At 57.3% G+C, this 20,389-nt stretch carries 21 protein-coding genes; 10 read left to right on the top strand and 11 right to left on the bottom strand.

The features are described 5' to 3' along the window. Positions 1-233: 233 nt before the first annotated feature. The 6 genes from DFT_RS21465 to DFT_RS21440 form a co-directional block, all read right to left on the bottom strand. Entirely contained in the window at positions 234-653 is a 420-nt protein-coding gene (locus tag DFT_RS21465) for an iron-sulfur cluster assembly scaffold protein (RefSeq protein ID WP_054034091.1), read from the bottom strand. A gap of 149 nt (positions 654-802) precedes the next feature. Next, complete coding sequence (locus DFT_RS21460; protein ID WP_054033281.1) at positions 803-1,987, bottom strand: metallophosphoesterase; 1,185 nt, start codon at positions 1,985-1,987, stop codon at positions 803-805. Between the two features lie 174 nt (positions 1,988-2,161). Then, on the bottom strand, positions 2,162-3,226 hold the full coding sequence (gene truD / locus DFT_RS21455) for a tRNA pseudouridine(13) synthase TruD (RefSeq protein WP_054033280.1): 1,065 nt from the start codon (positions 3,224-3,226) through the stop codon (positions 2,162-2,164). A 71-nt stretch (positions 3,227-3,297) separates the two neighbouring features. Further along, positions 3,298-4,059, bottom strand: a complete 762-nt coding sequence (trpA, locus tag DFT_RS21450; protein ID WP_054033279.1) for a tryptophan synthase subunit alpha — start codon at positions 4,057-4,059, stop codon at positions 3,298-3,300. A gap of 98 nt (positions 4,060-4,157) precedes the next feature. Continuing rightward, entirely contained in the window at positions 4,158-5,393 is a 1,236-nt protein-coding gene (gene trpB, locus DFT_RS21445) for a tryptophan synthase subunit beta (RefSeq protein WP_054033278.1), read from the bottom strand. Beyond that, positions 5,386-6,117: a GntR family transcriptional regulator gene (locus DFT_RS21440; RefSeq protein ID WP_054034090.1), complete on the bottom strand. Its 732-nt coding sequence runs from the start codon at positions 6,115-6,117 to the stop codon at positions 5,386-5,388. The genes trpB and DFT_RS21440 overlap by 8 nt, the downstream gene beginning before the upstream one ends. Positions 6,118-6,140: 23 nt before the next feature. Here DFT_RS21440 and DFT_RS21435 point away from each other — a divergent pair, with 23 nt between their 5' ends. Together DFT_RS21435 and DFT_RS21430 are read left to right on the top strand one after the other, a co-directional pair. Then, positions 6,141-7,007 (top strand): YciC family protein, encoded by an 867-nt coding sequence (locus tag DFT_RS21435; protein WP_152972113.1) that lies wholly within the window; start codon positions 6,141-6,143, stop codon positions 7,005-7,007. A 72-nt stretch (positions 7,008-7,079) separates the two neighbouring features. Further along, the gene (locus DFT_RS21430; RefSeq protein ID WP_054033276.1) at positions 7,080-7,523 is read left to right on the top strand and encodes a PPC domain-containing DNA-binding protein; all 444 of its coding nucleotides are present in this window, start codon (positions 7,080-7,082) and stop codon (positions 7,521-7,523) included. Positions 7,524-7,532: 9 nt separating this feature from the next. Here the strand turns inward: DFT_RS21430 and DFT_RS21425 are convergent, their stop codons facing one another. Then, positions 7,533-8,156, bottom strand: coding sequence for a manganese efflux pump MntP (locus DFT_RS21425; RefSeq protein WP_235506296.1), 624 nt, complete (start codon positions 8,154-8,156; stop codon positions 7,533-7,535). Positions 8,157-8,222: 66 nt separating this feature from the next. Between DFT_RS21425 and DFT_RS21420 the strand changes: the two genes are divergently transcribed. The 6 genes from DFT_RS21420 (at position 8,223) to DFT_RS21395 (ending at position 14,255) form a co-directional block, all read left to right on the top strand. Next, positions 8,223-8,486 carry a hypothetical protein gene (locus DFT_RS21420; protein WP_054033274.1) on the top strand — a complete coding sequence of 88 codons (264 nt, stop codon included), beginning with the start codon at positions 8,223-8,225 and terminating at the stop codon, positions 8,484-8,486. Between the two features lie 303 nt (positions 8,487-8,789). Beyond that, complete coding sequence (locus DFT_RS21415; protein ID WP_054033273.1) at positions 8,790-9,485, top strand: response regulator; 696 nt, start codon at positions 8,790-8,792, stop codon at positions 9,483-9,485. A gap of 84 nt (positions 9,486-9,569) precedes the next feature. After that, positions 9,570-11,366: a two-component system histidine kinase PnpS gene (gene pnpS / locus DFT_RS21410; protein ID WP_054033272.1), complete on the top strand. Its 1,797-nt coding sequence runs from the start codon at positions 9,570-9,572 to the stop codon at positions 11,364-11,366. Positions 11,367-11,559: 193 nt separating this feature from the next. After that, the gene (locus tag DFT_RS21405) at positions 11,560-12,798 is read left to right on the top strand and encodes an HD domain-containing phosphohydrolase (protein WP_054033271.1); all 1,239 of its coding nucleotides are present in this window, start codon (positions 11,560-11,562) and stop codon (positions 12,796-12,798) included. A gap of 290 nt (positions 12,799-13,088) precedes the next feature. Beyond that, on the top strand, positions 13,089-13,340 hold the full coding sequence (locus DFT_RS21400; RefSeq protein WP_054033270.1) for a hypothetical protein: 252 nt from the start codon (positions 13,089-13,091) through the stop codon (positions 13,338-13,340). Positions 13,341-13,355: 15 nt separating this feature from the next. Then, on the top strand, positions 13,356-14,255 hold the full coding sequence (locus tag DFT_RS21395) for a hypothetical protein (RefSeq protein ID WP_054033269.1): 900 nt from the start codon (positions 13,356-13,358) through the stop codon (positions 14,253-14,255). 8 nt (positions 14,256-14,263) lie between these two features. Here DFT_RS21395 and DFT_RS21390 read toward each other — a convergent pair whose 3' ends face one another. Continuing rightward, positions 14,264-15,445, bottom strand: a complete 1,182-nt coding sequence (locus DFT_RS21390) for a DNA polymerase IV (RefSeq protein WP_076750826.1) — start codon at positions 15,443-15,445, stop codon at positions 14,264-14,266. 77 nt (positions 15,446-15,522) lie between these two features. Here DFT_RS21390 and nifA point away from each other — a divergent pair, with 77 nt between their 5' ends. Beyond that, positions 15,523-17,049, top strand: coding sequence for a nif-specific transcriptional activator NifA (gene nifA, locus DFT_RS21385; RefSeq protein ID WP_054033268.1), 1,527 nt, complete (start codon positions 15,523-15,525; stop codon positions 17,047-17,049). Here the strand turns inward: nifA and DFT_RS21380 are convergent. After that, positions 17,046-17,363 carry a hypothetical protein gene (locus tag DFT_RS21380; protein ID WP_054033267.1) on the bottom strand — a complete coding sequence of 106 codons (318 nt, stop codon included), beginning with the start codon at positions 17,361-17,363 and terminating at the stop codon, positions 17,046-17,048. The two genes, nifA and DFT_RS21380, sit on opposite strands and share 4 nt — an antisense overlap. A gap of 537 nt (positions 17,364-17,900) precedes the next feature. Here DFT_RS21380 and map point away from each other — a divergent pair. Beyond that, positions 17,901-18,791, top strand: a complete 891-nt coding sequence (gene map, locus DFT_RS21375) for a type I methionyl aminopeptidase (protein WP_054033266.1) — start codon at positions 17,901-17,903, stop codon at positions 18,789-18,791. Positions 18,792-18,808: 17 nt separating this feature from the next. On the opposite strand, the gene DFT_RS21370 is transcribed toward map, so the two are convergent. Together DFT_RS21370 and DFT_RS21365 are read right to left on the bottom strand one after the other, a co-directional pair. Next, positions 18,809-19,777, bottom strand: a complete 969-nt coding sequence (locus tag DFT_RS21370; RefSeq protein ID WP_161807225.1) for a rhomboid family intramembrane serine protease — start codon at positions 19,775-19,777, stop codon at positions 18,809-18,811. A gap of 39 nt (positions 19,778-19,816) precedes the next feature. Further along, positions 19,817-20,149 (bottom strand): hypothetical protein, encoded by a 333-nt coding sequence (locus tag DFT_RS21365; protein WP_054033264.1) that lies wholly within the window; start codon positions 20,147-20,149, stop codon positions 19,817-19,819. Positions 20,150-20,389 lie beyond the last annotated feature (240 nt).

Here is a 20,389-nt window from a genome sequence, read left to right as displayed (position 1 = left end):
GCGCTTCCCTGTTGTAAGATGGTCAACCGAATTAAAGACCGACCTATAGTCAAGATGGTATCTCATGTCAAGAATAAACGGGGTGGGGTTTTGTGGTCGGCTGTAGCGAATTTGCCTTTGTTTTAAGGGGGTAACGGCACAGCCGAGGATGCTCTAAAAGAGATGGCCAGCCGGCGGGTTGTTGGCGGGTGAGGCGGGAGCCCTTCCGATCCCGGTTTTTTAGATAGTCCCGTTTAGCGGTACTTGCTTTTCCATGCGTGTTGAAGGCTTCGCCGTGCATCGGCCAGGGCGAGATAAAATGCGCCGACAGCCAGTTCCGCGCAGTGGTAGTGATTTTGGGGCAGTGTCTCCAGGTATCCGGAAACCATTTCGGGGGTGATGTCCCATGCCTCGTCCAGCGGGCGTTTTTCCGCCAGGTCGATGACGGCATTGGCGCATGCGTTGGTGTTCATGCATCCATTGACGGCATAAGAGATCGTTTGCAGCCGGTCATCCTTTACCATGAGGAAAAATTCCACGGTATCACCGCATTCGCCGGTTTTTTTACCATGTCCGTCAGCCCGGTGTACGGTCTCTTGACGATCGGCGCGAAACGCGCATTCGAGGAACTTCATCGAATGGCTCTGCCAGAAATCGTTGTTCGTTTCGTTCATCTGCATTTAAGGGCTGCCCTATGTTGTTTTAGTACGGCTCTTCGGCCAGTCGGCCCACGTTACATGGCGGTCGTATTCCGGCTCGCAACGGCCGCACCATATGCCCACGCCTGCCTTTTGTCAAATCTGCTGCTTGTCGATCCGGCTGTTTATTGATCTGTTTTCCGGGGCTTCGCCACAGACTTGCCGCTTTTTGCCGGCAGCAGGTCGATGATCGTGATTTCGGGGGGGGCAAGGACGCGAATCGGTGGACCCCACGTGCCGGTTCCCCTGCTGGCGTACAGGTAATGCTTTTCGGCGATGTGGTAGAGGCCGTCTGACATGGGATAAATAAACCTGACAACCAGGGTGAACGGGAAAATTTGGCCATTATGGGCATGCCCTGAGAGCTGCAGGTCGAAGTAACCGATTCGATTCCCATCGAAAAGGGGGCGGTGTTTGAGCAATACCGAAAATTGTTCCGGGGATATGCGGGAGAGCAGCTCATTTTCTTTTCCACTGTTCGGGTGCCCATCCAGGGTATCGTCAACCCCGACCAGCACGATGCCGTTGCCGACATCGGCGCGCTCGCCGCGCAGTGGCTTGAAACCGGCTGCCCGCGTGAAGTCCATGGATCTTTCGATGCCGAAGTAATGCTCATGGTTGCCGCTCACGGCGAATTTGCCGATCCTGGCCGGCAGGGCGCGCAACGCCGCGGCGATTTCCTGTTCCCCTCGGAACGGCCCGTCGATCAGGTCGCCGGTAGAAACCAGGATGTCCGGCTGTGCCTGGCGTATTGCCGCCAGGATCGGATGCAGGCGCCCGGGGTAGAGCATCGGCCCTAAATGAAGATCGGATATCTGCACGAGGCGCACCCTGTCGACCGTGTCCGGGATTTTGTCGCTGCTGAGGGCTACCTGTTCGATGCGGACATGGTAGGCCGCGTAGGCGCCATAGATCATCACGCCGCCCGCACAGATCGCCACCAGGGCGAGGTTGTTGCGCCGCAGCATCATGATATTGGTCCAATCCACATTGAAAAACTGTTGGAGCCCGCTGACGATCAAATGATAGAGGTCCAGAGGAATGGCCAGACAAACAAAAAGAAAAAGGTAGGCCATCCACAGGTATCCGATCCAGGTCAACGCCAGAGAAAAGATCGGGTATCCCTGGGTGAGCATTCTCGCATTGATGGGCGCCGTCATCAAAAACAGCAAGACCACCACCAACAGGATGTAGCTCCACCTGTCGAGATAGAGGGCGCGCCTCACCTTGATCAGGATATAGAGATGAAGCGAGCCGTATATGCAGAAAAAAGCGGCCAGGAAGATGACCCAGCGGCTCAGTGACGCCATATGTGTTCCTTCCGGTCCACCCTGTGGAGAAATTTACAGAACCGCGCCGTTGCGACCCAACCCAAGCCGCGGTGCCCGCCCGAGCAGGCCCACAGCCACGCTGCAAACGGTGACGGTGTCAATGCCGTCGGTTTGGATGTTTATCCCATTTTACCCATGAAATAAAGCCAGGCACTACCCGGCGGGACGCATGAACTCTCGCGTGATCATGGTGGCATACGCGCCCGGCGGCAGGGTAAACGCCAGTTCCAGGCCGTTTTGCTCTGATCGTACCGTTAGATCGTCGACGCGCAGGACGGCCTGGCGTCTGGCGCCGGGGGCCCTGAGGCGTTTGAACGTATCCAGATCCAGATCAAAGCGGTTCAGTACCTGGGCTTCGAATTCGGCCGCCGGATGGCCGGCTGCCATCATTTTGGGCCCGAATATCGGGCCGGTGTAAACAATGGCGCCCCTTCCAAACCTTTCCATCGCTTCGTCCACATCGTCTACTACGAACAGCCCGCCGGTATCTGTTTTTTGGGCCACATCGCCGGCGAGAATTTGATGGTATTGATTCCGGCCGATTCTTTCCGTCAGCCAGATGTTAAAAAGCGCGCTTTGAATGACCGAGACCAGGAAGGCTTCCTGCTTGCCGCGCGCGGGCCGCTGTCGTTCGACCAGTTGCATGGCGCGGTCGATGTTGGCCTTTTCGATACCAAAGCGCTGTTCACCATAGAAGTTCGGGATGCCGTTGTGACGAATGGCTTCGGCAATGGCCGTCGCCGCATCGATGGCGCCGGGGGCGGTCTGTGTGATCAGAATGCGAAATCGGTTGCGGGCCACATGGCCTGTCTTGAGTTTGTTGCGATGGCGCTGAACGGAAAGGATGGTGAAGGGCAGTTCGGTCAGGGTGGCTTCGATCCGGTCCATCGGCGTGGACATGGACAGGTGCAGTGAAAAGGTCTGGGTGGTGACTGCCTGCTTGTCTTTTCGCCCGCCCCATCCCACCTCCATGCTTTTCAGGCCGAAACACCTGGCCAATGCCGCCGCCACATCGGCCGTATTCCAGCCGGCCCGCCGCAGGGTGACAAATAGGTGCTCGCCCTCCCCGCAGGGTGCATAGGGTAAGATTTCCTCAACCTGGAAATGTTCGGGTGCCGCCTTGATCTCTCCCCCCACGCCGGGAAGATGGGTGGTGGTGTAGGGCAGGTGGTGGAGAATCTCTTTAACAGACTGGATATGTGAGTTCGGTATAACCATACAGGTTCTCTTTAGCTCAAGTGGGAATGCGAATAAAGAACAATCCACCGAACCTCAAGCCCGAAGGTACATCATCTCAGACTGGAAATGAACTCTCCTACGGCATCCACCCCTCTCTCTTCGACTATCCGGATCGTCTGGGTACCGATGACCGCGATGTCGACCTTACCGGTGAGAAACTCGATATCCGCCCGATCCTTGACGCCGAATCCCAGGGCCAGAGGCAGTCCGGTCACCGCTCTGCAGCGCGCCAGATAGCTTTGCAGCGTGTCTGAAAAGTCGGTTTGCAGGCCGGTGACCCCCTTGCGCGCCACGCAATAGACAAAACCTGCGGCGTGTCTGGCGATCTCACGCATGCGGGTTTCGCTGGTGGTAGGCGCGAAGATAAAGATGGGGGCGAGATCGTTTCGGTTCATGGCCGACAGATAGGTGTGACCCTCTTCATGAGGCAGATCCGGCACGATGGCACCGCGCAGCCCGTCGGCGGCCATGTGGTCGGCAAAACGGTCTACGCCGTATTTGAACAGGATATTATAATAGGTCATCAACAGGAACGGGATGTCGCACTCGGCGGCGGCGCGTCGGGCGAAATCCATGCAGTCGCTCACCGTGATGCCGTTGGCCAGAGACGCCTGATTGGCCCTAAGTATTACCGGACCATCGGCGATGGGCTCTGAAAAGGGAATCTGCAGCTCCATGAGGTCCACACCGGCCGCCACCATGGCGCGGACGATGTCGAGAGATGCTTCCAGGGAGGGGTAGCCGATGACGATGTGGGTCATCAATAAAATCTGTTTTTGCCGCAGTCGGCCGCGAATATAAGCTTCGAGCATCTTCGAATTCCTTCAGGTTGTGCTCATCCACAAACGGCCAAATGGCCTGTTTGTGGCCGGGCGCCAGGTTGAATGGGTTGGAAAGTGGAAAACCTTTCCTACTTTCCGGTTTTTTTATAGCCGTTTGCCTTTTCACATATGAAGGCCTGCCACTTGGGATCGTCGAAGGCATCGGCGATCGTGAAGATGTCTTTATCGCCGCGGCCCGACTGGTTGATGATGATGATCTGCTTCGGTCGCATGCAAGGGGCCTCCTTGAAGGCTTGGGCGAAGGCGTGGGCCGACTCCAGGGCCGGAATAAGTCCCTCCTTGCGCATGGTCAGGTCGAGGGCCGCCACCACCTCGTCGTCGGTGGCCGCTTCGAAGCGTGCCCGGCCGGTTTTTTTGAAATGGGAGAGGATGGGCGACACGCCGATATAATCCAAGCCGGCGGCGATGCTGTGGGTCTCGCGCATCTGGCCTTCGCTGTTTTGCAGGAAATAGGTTTTGTATCCCTGGGCCACGCCGATACTGGCATCGGGCGCCTTGAGCCGCGAGGCATGCAGGCCGCTGTCCAGCCCCTTGCCGCCGGCCTCGACGCCGACCAGTTCCACCGGGTCGTCCAGGAAGCCGGAGAAAAGCCCCATGGCGTTGGATCCGCCGCCCACGCAGGCGAAGACCTTGTCGGGCAGGCGGTTTTCCGCCTCCAGAATCTGCCGGCGGGCCTCCTTGCCCAGGATCGATTGAAAATAGGTGACCATTTCCGGAAAGGGATGCGGCCCGCAGGCCGTGCCGAGAACATAGTGGGTGGTGTCCATGTTGCTCACCCAATCCCGGAAGGCTTCGTTGATGGCATCCTTCAAGATCCGCGTGCCGTTGGTGACTGCCACCACCGTGGCTCCCAGGCGTTCCATCCAGAAGACATTGGGACGCTGGCGCAGGACATCCACCTCTCCCATGTAGATGGTGCAGTCGAAGCCGAAGCGGGCCGCCATGGTGGCGGTGGCCACGCCATGCTGCCCGGCCCCGGTTTCGGCGATGACCCGGGTTTTGCCCATGCGTTTCACCAGCAGGCCCTGGCCCATGACGTTGTTGGCCTTGTGGGCGCCGGTATGGTTGAGATCTTCACGCTTGATGTAGATGCGGGCTCCGCCGAAGTGATGGGTGAGACGCTCGGCGAAGGTCAGCGGTGTGGGGCGTCCGGAATAGTTGGCCATCAGCTCCTGGTAGGACCTCCAGAAGCCCGGATCGGACTTGGCCTTCTCGAAGGCCGCCTCCAATTCGTCAAAGGTGGCCGCCAATATTTCCGGCAAGAAGGCCCCTCCGAATTCATCGTAATATCCTCGTTTATGCATATCCGGTCCCTCCAATGGTCTGTGAAAAGACGAATTGATCCGTTCGACACCAAAGTATGGCATAGACGCCGTTTGCGGTTTGCGGGAAATGGAGCCAGCGCTTGACCATCAGGAGGGGTGTTTTGGCGGATACCCCCAGGTAGCCGGCGATGTGATCGTCGGGGTAGCTGACAGAAAAACTCTGTTTTCCGCCGGTCGGGCGAAGGTAGTACGTTTTCTCTGCGATGGCGGACAGCGACTTTCCGCCCAGGTCCATTTGATCGATGCCGGCAAAGAGCGTGGCATGCAGGTAGATGTCCTCCACCAGCACCGGCGCACCGGCGACGCGGGTCAGACGGTAGAGGGTGTAGGCCTGTTGGTCGCTGAACGGGTTGTCGCCTTGGCTCGATATCCGCTCCAGGGTGGCGGGGGATAGTATACGGGTGTCGACGGAGACGCCGGTTTTTGCAAACGATGCACTGGTCCCGTCCAGGGAAAAGAGGTCCACCTCTTGTTGGGGGTCGCACACATAGGTGCCGGAGCCCCGTTTGCGGGTCAACAACCCCCTGCGGACCAGCAGATCGATGGCCTGTCTGACCGTGGGCCGACCGAGGCCGTGCTCGGCCACCAGCTTGGGCTCGGATGGAATGCAACTGCCGGGACGATAGGTCCCGTTGCGGATGCCATCGGCAATCTGGTCGGCCAATTGCCGGTAGAGCGGAATGGGGGCGTTGGGGTTGAGCATGGTGTCCATTTCCTTGAAATCGTATGGCAGAGGATATGCTGGAAATTTGTAAAGTTGTCAATACAAATTTTAGGGATACCCTATCTCGACCACCGCTTTTGCCTTGGCATGTCAGGCGGGCTCGTGATAAGCATTTGGCTTTCTTCATACAATTCGATCGGGGAAAAAGAATGCAAAATGCGCGGGCTGCCCAAATACAGACGATCCTGACAGACGCCTATCTGTTTTTCACCAGCCATATCAAAACCATAATAGCCGTGTGTCTGCCATTTTTGTTTGCCGCTTCGTTTTTTGATTTCATCTTGGCAAAGAACTTCCGGGAGACGCCGCTCGCCATTTTTTCACCATTGGCGCTCAATTTGCTTATCTATCCCCTTTATACTGCGGCACTGATTCAATTGATGGCTGCGCGGGCCCGTAAAGAGCAACCCGGTAACGGTGCGTTGATCGTCGCGGCACTGCAGCAATGGTTCCCGTTGCTCATCCTTAAAACGGTCTCGGTGTTTATCATTGGACTGGGAATCAGCATGCTGATCCTGCCGGGAATATGGTTGGCCGTGCGGTTGGCGTTCGCCGAATTCCACCTGGTCTTGTTCGGTGTGTCGCCTAAGGTGGCCATACAAAAAAGTTTTGCAGACACCCGCAATCATATCGGTCTCGTTTTTGTTCTGCTGTTTGTCACCTATGTACCGATTTTCATCTTGGGGCTGGGGGCGGATTCTATAGTCCAGACCCTGACCGGCAATGAGTTTCTTCGCATCGTGGTCAATACGGTGTCATCCTTGATCGCGCTATTTGTCCACGTGGTTCTTTTTCGCGCCTTTATGGATGTGATTGCCGAACCAGCCCAGGCGCCGCCGCCACCCACGGACGGCCCGCAACTTCCCTGAGGTCATTCGCGGCTGCGGTCGATGCCGGCGACCATGATCGAGTGATGGGTCCCATTCGATAGGAATGTTATCATGAAATTTTCTCAAGCCAGACAGGGGCGGATCTTCGTGATTCGCCTGGAAGATGGCGACGTCGTGCACGAGACCATCGAACGCTTTGCCCGGGAGCAGCAGGTCCGGGCCGCCGCCCTCATCATCGTTGGTGGCGCGGATACCGGGAGCCGATTGGTGGTGGGGCCGGAAGAGGGGCGGGCCGACGTCATCATTCCCATGATGCATCGACTGGACGAGGTTCACGAGGTGGCCGGTACCGGCACCCTTTTCCCGGACGAGAACGGAACTCCGCTGCTGCACATGCACATGGCTTGCGGCCGGGAGGGCAAAACCGTGACCGGATGCATCCGCGAGGGGGTCAGGGTATGGCATATCATGGAGGTGATCCTTTTTGAACTCCTGGACACCGGGGCCCGGCGTGAGGCCCAGCCGCCCATGGGATGGAAATTCTTGCGACCCTGACATGCGCCGTTATCCGCCAATGGCCTGAAACACCCCATGTTCCCGCAGGATGTTGAGGCCGATGGCCAGCAGGACCAGCGCGCCGATGGCATCGGCATAGCGCCGGATCAGCGCGGCTTTGGCCACACGTTTGCCCAGGTGCATCCCCATGGTGGTGAATGCCGCGGCCACCATGCCGATGATCAACGACGGCATCCATATGGAGACGTTGATCATGGAAAGACTCAGGCCGACGGCCAGGGCATCCAGGCTGGTGGCCAAAGAGAGCATCACCATGGTCGCGCCTCGCGTGGGGTCTTTGGGGGATTGGGAATCGTCGCAGTCGCTGAAGGCTTCCCGCAGCATGCCCTGGGAGACGAAGATCAGCAGGGCAAAGGCGACCCAATGGTCGTAGCGTTCGATATGCTGGCGGATGGTCAGGCCGGCCGTCCAGCCGATAACGGGCATGGCCGCCTGAAAGAATCCGAAATGCCATGCCAGTCTGAAATTCTGGCGCAGGTCGACCCTCCCCAGTTTTATGCCGGCGGCGATGGCCACGGCAAAGGCATCCATGGCCAGGGCGATGGCGATCGCGGTGATGTTAAAGAGGGTCACGGCGGCTTTCCCCATGAGTTGAACTTTGCCGATCCGCAATGATGATTATTTTCCCGAATCGGCAAAAACGAACGTATGACATACTCTTATCAAAGGATGGATTCAATGGACAAATGGGAAGAGAGACTATCCTGTGCGTTGGCGTGCCATCGCTGCGGCGCGGCCCTTGGAAAGGACGACAAGCGCATCCTGTCCGTTTACGACCACGAACCGATTTGCATGGCCTGCAAAAAAGCCGAGGAACAGCGGCCCGATTACGAAGCCGAGTCCCGAGAAACCATCGGCCGGTGCATGGCCGAGACAGAGGTCCTGTACAGCGACCCCGGTGGTTACTGCCTGCATCATTTTTATCCATTTACGTGCAAATAACCCTATCCTAACGCGACCCTAACACGACGCTAACCATTTACAGGTTAAAAACGTCAATTCGACCGCCACGCATGGATGGCGTCTCCGAGTCTGGGGACCCGAGCCGGATAAAAGGGTCGGATAAAAACCTGATGGATTCGTAAGAACTCGTTGCCAGACGGCGCCGTAAAAGGTTCAAGATCAAGGCGCGCGAAATTCCGTGTCCTGAGGCGTACTTGTCGTACGCCGCAAGGACAACGGGATGAGCGCAACGCAGATATTGGACTTTTTACGGTGTCGTCAAAACCTACGAAGGGTTTGGATATGGGCAAGGAAACCATCCTGGTCGTGGACGACGAAGAGGATATTCTCGAACTGGTGCGGTTTCATCTCAGCCGTGAGGGGTATGAGGTGTTGTGTGCCGAAACCGGCGAGGAGGCCTGGCGTCAGATCAAGTCCCATCACGTGGATCTGTTGGTCATCGATCTGATGCTGCCGGGCATCGATGGCCTGGAGTTGACCCGCAAGTTGAAAAACGACTCGCAGACCCGCCAGATTCCTGTGGTCATGCTAAGCGCAAAGGGCGAAGAGGTGGATATCGTCACCGGGCTCGAGTTGGGGGCCGACGATTATGTGACCAAACCCTTCAGCCCGCGTGTGCTGATCGCCCGGGTGCGCGCGGTTTTCAGGCGTCGCGCCGCACCGGTGGCGCCCGACGACGAAATCATCCACATCCATGGGCTGCACATCGATCGCGGCCGACGCAGTTTGTCCATCGGTGACCAGACGGTCGATTTGACCTACACCGAGTTTCAGGTGCTGGCCTTTCTTGCCGGTCGACCGGGTTGGGTCTTTACCCGGTCGCAGATCGTGGATGCGGTCCGCGGTGACGACTACCCGGTCACCGATCGAAGCGTGGACGTGCAGATTGTCGGGTTGCGAAAGAAGCTGGGCGACAAGGGACATTTGATCGAAACCGTCCGGGGGGTGGGGTATCGGTTCACTGAACGCGCCGCATAGCATGTTTCCCACGCCAATCCGAAAAACCTAAAACTCAAGAAACTCAACGAGCTCCATGCACCCGAAAAGGAGGGGGCATCGAGTATGATCAAACGCAGGCGCCTGGTCTGGCAGCTGTACCCCTCTTATCTGGTCCTGATTCTGATCGCCCTGCTGGCCACCGGTTGGTACGCCTCATATGCCATGCGATCGTTATACATGTCCCAGGTTCGCCAGGACCTGCTGCACCAGGCCCGTTTTCTGACCTATCAATTGTTGCCTTTGATGGCACCACTCGATCAGCCGGCACTGGATCGCACATGCAAGCAGGCCGTACTCGACATTCCCACGCGATTGACGGTCATATTGCGCGACGGCCAGGTGGTCGGCGATTCGGAGACCGATCCGCTTAGGATGGAGAATCATGGGGATCGTCCCGAAATCGAACAGGCCTTGGCGGGCCACATCGGGACTTCCCTGCGCTACAGCGATACCCTGGGCCAGCAGATGATGTACCTGGCCTATCCGCTGAAGCCGGAAGCGGGCAAGGCAGAGGCTATCCAGGGCGTCGTGCGTGTCTCCCTCGCCTTGACGGCCATCGACCGGCAGTTGGATGCCTTTCGGCTGCGGTTGGCCATGGGGGGCATCGTCGTCGCCGTGCTGGCATCGTTGGTTTGCCTGGTCATCTCGCGACGCATCAGCCGCCCCATCGAAATCATGCGCCAGAGTGCGGCCCGTTTCGCCCAGGGTGAGCTATCCCACCGGCTGGTGCTGCCCCAAACCGCCGAGTTGGCCGGGTTGGCCCAGGCCTTGAATCAGATGGCCCAGGAACTCGAACGGCGTATTCAGGCTATCGTGCAACAGCGCAACGAAAGCGAGGCAGTGCTCTCCAGCATGGTGGAAGGGGTCGTGGCCCTGGATGCCGAGGAACGCATCACCCATTACAATGCCGCCGCCCTGCGTCTGTTGAAAGGCAGCGCCGAGTCCCTGCAAGGACGCAGCATCCAGGAGGTGATGCGCAACCGCGAGTTGCATCACATGGTTCGGGCCACCCTGGACTATGGGGATGTGGGGCAGGGAGACATCGTTTTGTATCAAGCGGGCGAACAGATCCTGAACGCCCATTGCACACCGCTCTTCGATGACCAGGGGCGTCGCGTGGGCGCGCTGTTGGTCATGAATGATGTGACGCAGTTCCGACGGCTGGAAACCATGCGCAGCGATTTTGCCGCCAACGTCAGCCATGAGATCAAAACGCCGCTGACCGCCATTCAAGGGTTTGTGGAAACCTTGTGCCAGGGATCTGTTGCCGATCCGGAAGAGGTCAAAAGGTTTTTGGCGATCATCGAGCGGCATGTCAAACGGCTCACCGCCATCGTAGACGATTTGATGCAACTGGCCCGTATCGAGCAGGACGCCGAAAAGCCCTACGTGCGCCTGGAAAGTGTTCCGGTCCAGCCGATCCTGCAGGCTGCCGTGCAGTTATGTCAACCCGGTGCCGATGAAAAAGCCATGACCATCGACATGGTGTGCGAGGACACGCTGAAGGCACGCCTCGATGCCGATCTGATGGAGCAGGCGATCGTCAACCTGCTGGACAACGCCGTGAAATATAACCCGCCCCACAGTCGCATCGAGCTCTCCGCCCGCGCGATGGACGGCCGGTTGCACATCCAGGTTAAGGACGAAGGCATCGGGATCGCCAAAAAGCACCTGTCCCGGTTGTTCGAGCGCTTTTACCGGGTGGACAAGGCCCGCAGCCGCCGGATGGGCGGTACCGGCCTCGGCCTGGCCATTGTCAAGCATATCGTCCAGGCTCACAGCGGTCAGGTCACGGTGGAAAGCGTGCAGGGAAAGGGCAGCACCTTCACGATTGTTTTGCCCGCCGTGTCGGAGCGTTGATGCGATCGGCCAACGGCGGATGTCGCATCCTATTTTTCGGCCCCTCACTCATTTGGCGCTTGACGTTATTGCAACGGTTTGATATGGTTGCAAATCCAAACCGGTTGGCGGTAGTGCGGGTACAATGGTCGATCCGACCCTCCCCGTTGCCTGTGAAAATTCCGACAGCCCGGCACCGAGGGGGCGACACCGGATGTTGACCGAGCAGGAAAAACTGGACAGTCTGACGCGTCTGGGGATCGAGTTGAGCCAGATCAACGATCTGGACATCCTCATGGAACGCGTCTTGACCCGCGCGCGCCAATTCGCCAATGCCGATGCCGGATCGATCTATATCCGCCAGGAGGACTGGCTCAACTTCTCATACACCCAGAACGATACCCTTCAGAAGAAGCTTCCCAGAAATGAAAAACTGATCTACTCGACCTTCAAGATCCCCATCGATACCAAAAGCATCGCCGGATATGTCGCTGCCACGGGGCGCACCTTGAATATCCGGGACGTGTACCGCCTCGAGGCCACCCTGCCGTACCGCTTCAGCAAGCGGTTCGATGAAACCGCGGGATATAAGACCCAATCGGTCCTGACCATCCCCCTGGAGAACAGCAATCGTAATATTTTGGGTATACTGCAGATTATCAACACCCAGGATGACGAAGGGCGCATCACCGAATTTTCCCATCGGGACGAACTGATGATGCACCATTTCGCATCGGTAGCGGCCGTTGCCCTGGAACGCGCCCAGATGACCCGCGCCCTGATTCTTCGCATGATCCGAATGGCCGAAATGCGCGACCCGCGCGAGACCGGTCCTCATGTCAATCGGGTAGCCGGCTTTGCGGTGGAAATCTACGAGCAGTGGGCCCTGCGGCATCACATCGACCATAAAGTGATCGACAAAAGCCGTGACGTTCTGCGCATGGCCGCCATGCTTCACGATGTGGGCAAGGTGGCGACCTCGGACCTGATTCTAAAAAAGCCGGCGCGGTTGAATGCCGACGAGTATGAAGACATGAAACAGCACACGATCCAGGGTGCGCGCCTGTTCGAGCAGCAGCAATCGGATTTTGACGAGGCGGCCGGTATCGTGGCCCTGAATCACCACGAGCGATGGGACGGCAAGGGCTATCCCGGCCATGTCGATTTCCGCACCGGCCTTGCGATCAAGGGATATACGCTGCCCGATGGCAGCGTCCGCGGCAAACAGGGCAACGAAATCCCCCTGTTCGGTCGTATCGTGGCGCTGGCCGATGTTTTCGATGCCCTAAGTACCAAGCGGACTTACAAAGAGGCTTGGGATGAAAGCGACATTCGTGAACAGATCGAGAAAAACGCCGGCACCCATTTTGATCCCGAACTGGTCGAGATTTTTTTCAGTCGCTACGAGATGCTGCGATCCATCCAGAAGCGCTATACAGAGGAAGCTTGTTAAAGACCGGCGCCTCCTGCCCGGGCACCATGTCATCCATCCTGAATGAGGACCGAATCAATGTAGGGCAGACGCTTGTAAAGCGACTAAAATGCGTTAACTTACGGTGCATTGAAAAAGTGCCGGATGGTTCAAGGCCACAACGAAGAGGCAAAAGAACGCCCGTCGACATCGATCCGGACAGATGGGCGGAAAAGTGCGTTTACGCTTTTCGATCGCCGTAATGACCGGTTGTGTTCAAGCATCGGCGGGCGAAAATCGAGTTCATTCCATATCAATCGTGAGGATGGGCGATGAGCAGAGGGATCAAAGATATCAAGAAGGACATATTGGATCAATTCAGGGCCATTGAAGGCGAAGAGAACGACACGCTTCCGGAAAACTGGCTTGTCGAGGAATATTTGCCTTTTTTAAACGGGTACGAGAAAAAAGACTTTGAAAAGGCAATCAAACAATTGGCCGCCAAGGGATTTGTGAAATACGAGATGAAGGGTGCCATTCCGAGGCTGAAGCTTACGGAAAAGGGGGCCAACCTAATCCATTAGAATTAAACAAGACCCATGCCCCAATGGATAAAAAGAACGCTCGTCACCATCCTTTTGCTGGCGGCCATCGTGTTGGCTGCCCGAGGGGTGATCGATCGAGGGCTGGGGTGGTGTGGGTTGAACCGGCTGACGGAAACCAACACCCGCTATCTCGACCGTGCATTCGACAGTGCGCTGGCCGGGTTTATGATTCTTTCGGGGATTAAGAGCGGCCTGGCAATTGTCGAGGGATCTTCGGTGGGTGTAGGGGTTAACGTCGAGCTGGGCGATGTGGTTCAGCCGGTATACGATTACGTGGACATCGCCTGGCGAGCGGCCATGGCCGGGGCCAGCGTGATTGCCTTGATGCAGTTGGCGTTACAGGGCCTCGCCTTGGTCGATCACTGGGCCCTGGCCTTGTTCCTAGTGATGTGGATTACCGCCTGGCTGGCCGCCGGCCTCTGGCCGCGGCGCTTTCAAAGACACGCGATCCTCAAGGCAGGCGTTCGTTTCACCGCTACCCTATGTCTGGCACTCTATCTGCTGCTACCGCTGACCATTTCAGGCGCCTCACTGATATCCCAGCGGATTACCCAACCCCTGCACGACAGTTCCCAGGCCCAATTCGAAACATTGGGTTCCACCCTCTCTCCAGAGGGGCTGTATAGGCGTTTTTTCCCGGAGGGCGAGGATGCGGATGAGACCTCTCCCTTTGATTTTAAGGGTAAAATATCCAAAATGGGCCGTGAAGTAAAAGCCCTGGCCGCCTTTCTCAAGCTGGAAACCGAGCATCTGGCCGCCACGACGCTCAAATTGATCGCCGCCTACTTGTTCGATTGCATTCTGTTCCCGCTGTTCTTCGGCTTGATTTTGATGACCATGCTGAAAAGCGGCGTGCGTTATCTTTTCGAGTTGGATCGGACCTCATCCCCTTGACCGGGCCTTCAATCCTCGCCCTTATCCCCAGCCAGCGTACCCCGTCGGATTGTTCGTTCACCATACCTTTCGGCAATGGCGTCGATGGCGCGGTCCACCTTCTCCCATCGAACGCCTGAATGGCCATGGCTCTCGGGGAAAAGGGATTGCTGCACAGGTTGCGACGCGGGCTGCAGGCCGCCGGTGCCGACACCGATCAGGCGTACATCCTGGCTCAGCACGAAGTCGTTCAACAGGCTGATGGCGGTTTGATAGATGGCTTCCGATGCCTGCACCGGACGCGCCAGTGTCTGGCTACGGGTATGGCGTTTGAAATCGGACGTCTTCAGTATCAGTGTGACCGTGCGTGCTCGCATGTCATGACGCCTGAGCTGGTGGGCCACCTTTTCGGCGTGTTCCAGCAGATGGCCGGCCAGGGTGTTGCGGTCCCGTGTGTCCTGCGCCAATGTCGTTTCGCTGCTGATCGATTTGGCCTCGCTTTCGGGAATCACCGGTGAGTCGTCCCGGCCGCTGGCCAGGGCCGCCAGGCGGTATCCGAACTTGCCCAGTCGTCTGACCAGTTGGTCAATGGAAAACAGGCGCACCTGCCCCAGGGTGTAGATGCCGCAGTCGTTCAGGATCTGCAGGGCGTGGTGTCCCACGCCGGGCACCTTGCCGATGGGCAGCGCGTCGATAAACGAGGCCACTTGATCCGGGGTGATTTCGGTCAGCCCATCGGGCTTGCGCAGGTCCGAAGCGATTTTGGCAATGAATTTGTTGGGAGCGATACCCACCGAGCAGGTGAGACGGGTTTGGCCGTGAATTCGGTTTTTTATGGCCAAAGCGGTTTCCCGCGGCGTGCCGTGCAGCCTCTGGCAACCGCCGATATCCATATAGGCCTCATCGATGGAAATCGGTTCCACCAGGGGGCTGAACGAACGGAGGATATCCATGATGTGTCGTGAAAGTTCACTATACCGCTTGCGGCGAGGCGGCACGACAATCAGGTGCGGACATCGTCGGAGCGCCTGAAACATCGGCATGGCCGAATGGATGCCGAATTTGCGTGCCTCATAGCTGGCCGCCGCCACCACACCGCGATGCGAACCACCCACCACCACGCAACGGCCGAGCAAGGCCGGGTCATCGAGTTGCTCCACGGAGGCAAAAAAGGCATCCATGTCGATATGAAGGACAGTTGTGCTTGCCATTTGTTACAAATTTGTTATGGTGTGGGGCCGTGACGGCAGATTTGTTGTTAACCTCATGAACGCGAGTGGTCAGTCAGATGAAACCCATCGAGGAAATCACCCTTTTATACGAGATCAGCCAGGCCCTCAACGAGCATCTGGAACTGAAAAAATCTTTATATAAAGTCTTGGATATCCTGTCCAGTTCGATGAACATGGTGCGCGGCACGGTCTCGATCCTTGACCCGCTGCACAACGAAATCAATATCGAGGTGGCCCACCACCTGTCCTTGAGCACCATCGAGCGCGTCAAGTATAAATTGGGTGAGGGCATCACCGGCCGGGTGATTCAAACGGGCAAGGCCGTGGCGATCCCCAAAATCAGCGAGGAGCCCATGTTTCTGGACCGCACCGCCGTGCGTAAGAAATTGAAGGATTACGAGGAGCTTTCATTTATCTGCGTTCCAGTCAAAAAGGGCAACCAGGTGGTCGGCGCCCTGAGCGTGGACCGCCCATATGATCAGCACTATTCCCTCAAGGATGGCCAGAAACTGCTCTCCGTAGTGGCCACGATGATCGCTCAGCACGTGATCAATTTAGAAACCATCCGGCGGGAAAAAGAGCAACTGCGCGCAGAAAACAAACGGCTGCGCGACGAGCTGGAAAACAAGTACCGCGTGACGAATATCGTCGGCAACAGCAACAAGATGCGCGAAGTGTTCCAGATGATCTCCCAGGTGTGCAAGAGCAGCGCCACGGTCCTGGTGCGCGGGGAGAGCGGCACCGGCAAGGAACTGGTGGCCAATTCGGTCCATTACAACAGCCCAAGGGCCAAGGGGCCGTTTATCAAGGTGAACTGTGCCGCCATTCCGGCCAATCTGATCGAAAGCGAACTCTTCGGCCACGAGAAGGGGGCCTTTACGGGGGCTATCAAACAGAAGCTGGGCAAGTTCGAGTTGGCCCACAAGGGAACCCTTTTTCTGGATGAGATCGGCTCCATCGGCCTGGATGTGCAGGCTAATCTGTTGCGCGTGCTCCAGGAAAAGGAGTTTGAACGGGTCGGCGGTCAGCGGACTATCAAGGTCGATGTGCGGATAGTGGCCGCCACCAACAAGAATCTTGAAAAGGCGGTCGAAGATGGTTCATTTCGCGGGGATCTCTATTACCGGCTCAACGTCTTTCCCATATACATGCCGCCCTTGCGGGAGCGCAAGACCGACATTCTTCTGCTCGCCGATTTTTTTCTCGAAAAGTACGGCAAAGAAAACGGCAAGGATATCAAACGGTTTTCAACACCGGCCATCGACATGCTGATGGATTACCACTGGCCGGGCAATGTGCGCGAATTGGAAAACTGCATCGAGCGTTCCGTGCTGTTATGCGACGGCGGTGTCATTCACAGCTACCATCTGCCGCCCACCCTGCAAACGGGAAAGGAATCCGACACGCTGCCCGAACTCTCCCTGGAGGATGCCGTCGCCAACCTGGAAAGAGAGATGATCATCGATGCCTTGAAAAATACGCGGGGAAACATTACCGAGGCCGCCAAGGTGTTGAAGACGACGGTCCGAAAGTTCGCCTATAAGGCCAAACGCTATGGTGTTCAATACAGCCATTACCGTTAGGCGGGCTTGCCGCACTCCTTGCAGCGGCCGTCCGGTCCGATGACGCCGATACAGTTTTCATCTGTGCACAGTCTGCGTTGTGCCCATTCATCGTCGGAGGCGGCCGTCTCGTCATCCGGCGCAGGGTGATCATCGATATCCGAGTCTTGCTGTCTTTGCTCCTCGTCTTCTGCGGCACGTGGCGTGGTTGAAACGGTGCCGGGCAGCTCTCCTTCATACGGCCGACCACACTCTTTGCAGCGACCATCGGGGCCGATCACGCCGATACAGCTCTCGTCGCTGCACAATATCCGGTCTTCCCAATCTTGATCCATTCTGAACCCAGGCCTCCTTGTTTCATGAGATATAGGTGAGGGTCGGTTTTATATACCCTCAAGGAATGAAATTGTCTACCGCCCAGGTCGAACGGCAGGGATGCTAACTGAATGCTGTTCATCAAACCCGGCGTGGATGGGACAGGTGGCCGATGCCACACGCCAAGCGGTCAAGAGACAGCAAAATGCCGGCGGGCGGTCCAGAAACTCGCTGCGCTCAAACAGCCTGGGCCGGTTGTCCGCCGTTTGCATTTAACTGGCTCTAAGACTGCAGGCTCACGTGGCCCTGGCCACGTGCTCCACCCACGCCTGCCATGTCCGTTGCGATGCGAGATCTTGTATCACATATCTTTTTTCGACGCCGTCACCTGTTGTAAAGCATGCCCTTCAGGGTGAACATTTTCAGTTAGAATTGTTGGTCCAACGGGTCGTCGACCTTATTTCCCTGCACATTGACACCATGGGGGGATGGGTATAAGTTGGTTCGACGATCGGGATAACCTCCCAGAATGTCAAATAGACAACGATAGGTGAAACGTGAGGGTTAAGCAGCCGGTCAGAGGCGCAAAAATCGGACGAAACGATCCCTGCCCATGCGGTAGTGGAAAAAAATACAAACATTGTTGCCTGGGCAAGGAGGGGCCGTCGCGTCCCCGCACCCATCCTGAAATGCCGAAAATCAAATTGAAATCGGAAGCCGATGTGGCCGGTATCCGGCGTACCGGCAGACTGGTCGTAGAGACTCTGGACCTGGTGGAGAGCCGCCTGGAACCCGGCATCACCACCGATGACGTCAATACCTGGGTCCACGAGTTCACCCTTCAGCACAAGGGGATCCCGGCGCCCCTGAACTATCGGGGTTATCCCAAAAGCGTCTGCGTATCGGTCAACGAGGTGATCTGCCACGGTATCCCCGGACCGCGGGTTCTCAAAGACGGCGATATCGTCAATGTGGATGTGACCACCATACTGGACGGCTATTATGCCGATGCCAACAAAACGTTTTTCATCGGGACACCCAGCCATGAAGCGCACAGAATTGTAGAAACGGCACGCCAAAGCCTGAAAGAGGGGATCGGCATGGTGAAACCGGGCAACCAGATCGGCGATATCGGTTGGGCCATTCAAACCTACGCGGAGGCCCAGGGGTGTTCAGTGGTGCGAGATTTCGTGGGCCATGGCGTTGGCTTCGATTTCCACGAACCGCCGCAGATTGCTCACTTCGGCCAGCGCGGCCAGGGTGTACATCTGGTCCCGGGCATGGTGTTTACCATCGAACCCATGATTAATCTCGGCACCTTCGAATTGATCATCCTGGAGGATCAGTGGACGGCGGTGACCAAAGATGGTTCCCTGTCGGCCCAGTTCGAGCAGACCCTTCTCGTCACCTCCGACGGATGCGAGAGTTTGACGCCTTACCCGCTTTAAGAAGAGTCTCCAAGGGGTTAAGGGCCCCCTTTGGCATAGCCCCACCAGCAGCTTCCCAACAGAAGAGCGACGGTCAAAAAAAACGACCCGGTTTGCATCGGCCGGGACGTCGGCCGGTCGAGAACCCATAGGCAGAGGCCGCCAAAGCCGAACCCCGCTGTCAGCCCGAACAGATGCGCTGCCAGATCGCTGCGGGGTGAGCTGCCCAGCCAGCCCAGCAAGGCCAGCGCACCGGCCAGCGAGAGCCACGAACGTCCTCTTTGACCGTGGTGTTGGTAGCGCCGCCAGAACGCCATGACGGCGCAGATTCCCAAGGCCGCGAAGATGCCGGTCGAGGCGCCGATGGATAGGTGTTGGTCGCCATACCAAAGAGCGGTCAACCCATTGCCCAGCGCGCCGGAGAGCACGATCAGAAGCCATCCGATTCCCCAGCCACAGTAGCCGGACACCAAGGTGCCGAAGAGAAGCGTGCCAACCAGATTGGCCAGCAGGTGGGAAATGTCGTTATGCAGCAGCAGCGCCGTCACGCAGCGATAGACATCACCATCCACGATCTGGCGGGCATCGGCGCCAAAGGTCGAAATCAAGGTATCCTTTTGCCGGCTGGTCGTCACGGCCACATAAACGACAACCAACAACAGGCCGACATAAAGGGCGGAAATGGACCGCGGTGACGCCGGCGGATGCGGGGCATCATGATCAGGTGCCATTGGGTTTTCGGCCCGATACATGGATATGGCGCGTAGTGCCCCCGCACGGTCCTGACGCGCCACGCCGATCGACCAGCGTCCATTCCGATGAAACAGGCCATGCGCGATGCCTGAAGCGGCCAGGACCAGACTGTAGGTCCGGGCTTGCTCGGCATCTAAATGGGCGAATACCGGTGTGGGCGCGTCGCTGTGTTCTGTGGGATTTTGAATCAGTGGCGTTGTTGTCGATCGGGCGGGGCTGGTGTTATCGGCCCGGCTCTCCGGCTTGGGGGGCATGACGGCCATTAGAAGAGGCGGCGGAAACCGGACGACGACCTAATAGCCGTCATTGTCCGGATCATCAGTTTCACTATTGTTTTCGGCGCCTTCCTCTTCCTCTTCATCGTCATCGTCGTCGTTTTCATTTTCCATCTGCTTGGCGAGCAGGGTCTCTTCGAGCCGCAGCTTCTGATCGGCGGCATCCTGGAGCCGGTGGGTCTGATTGTAGGCGTCGATGGCTATTCTGGCGAGCCTTTCTCCGCCAAGTTTCAAATAGAGTGCGATGGCCTCGATGCTCTGTTGATCGTTTCGCAACCTGGCCGACATATAGGGCATAATTCTTTGAAATGACGTCTGCAACTCTTGGGGCAGGGTGAAACTCTGTTCCATGGGTGGCTCCTTGTTTTTCCAGTCGGTCGACCGCGCAAAAATATAATCAAGTCGAGCCAAATGTAAAGCGCTATTTCCCATTCCCTGTGAAACCGATGGTGTAGGCAGACCGGTCTTTCGGAGCCGATGGCGTGGAAAAAATGACCTGGCTGGACGCCTATCCCTGTTCTTGACAGGTGATGGCCGCATTCTCTATATAAGGCCAGATTTACGACACGTTTTGATCACTAGACAAGGGTG

Origin of the sequence: Desulfatitalea tepidiphila, from assembly GCF_001293685.1 — a bacterium.
Classification (GTDB): domain Bacteria; phylum Desulfobacterota; class Desulfobacteria; order Desulfobacterales; family Desulfosarcinaceae; genus Desulfatitalea; species Desulfatitalea tepidiphila.
The sequence above is the reverse complement of the archived record's forward strand: the minus strand, read 5'-3'. Positions and strand labels throughout refer to the sequence as shown.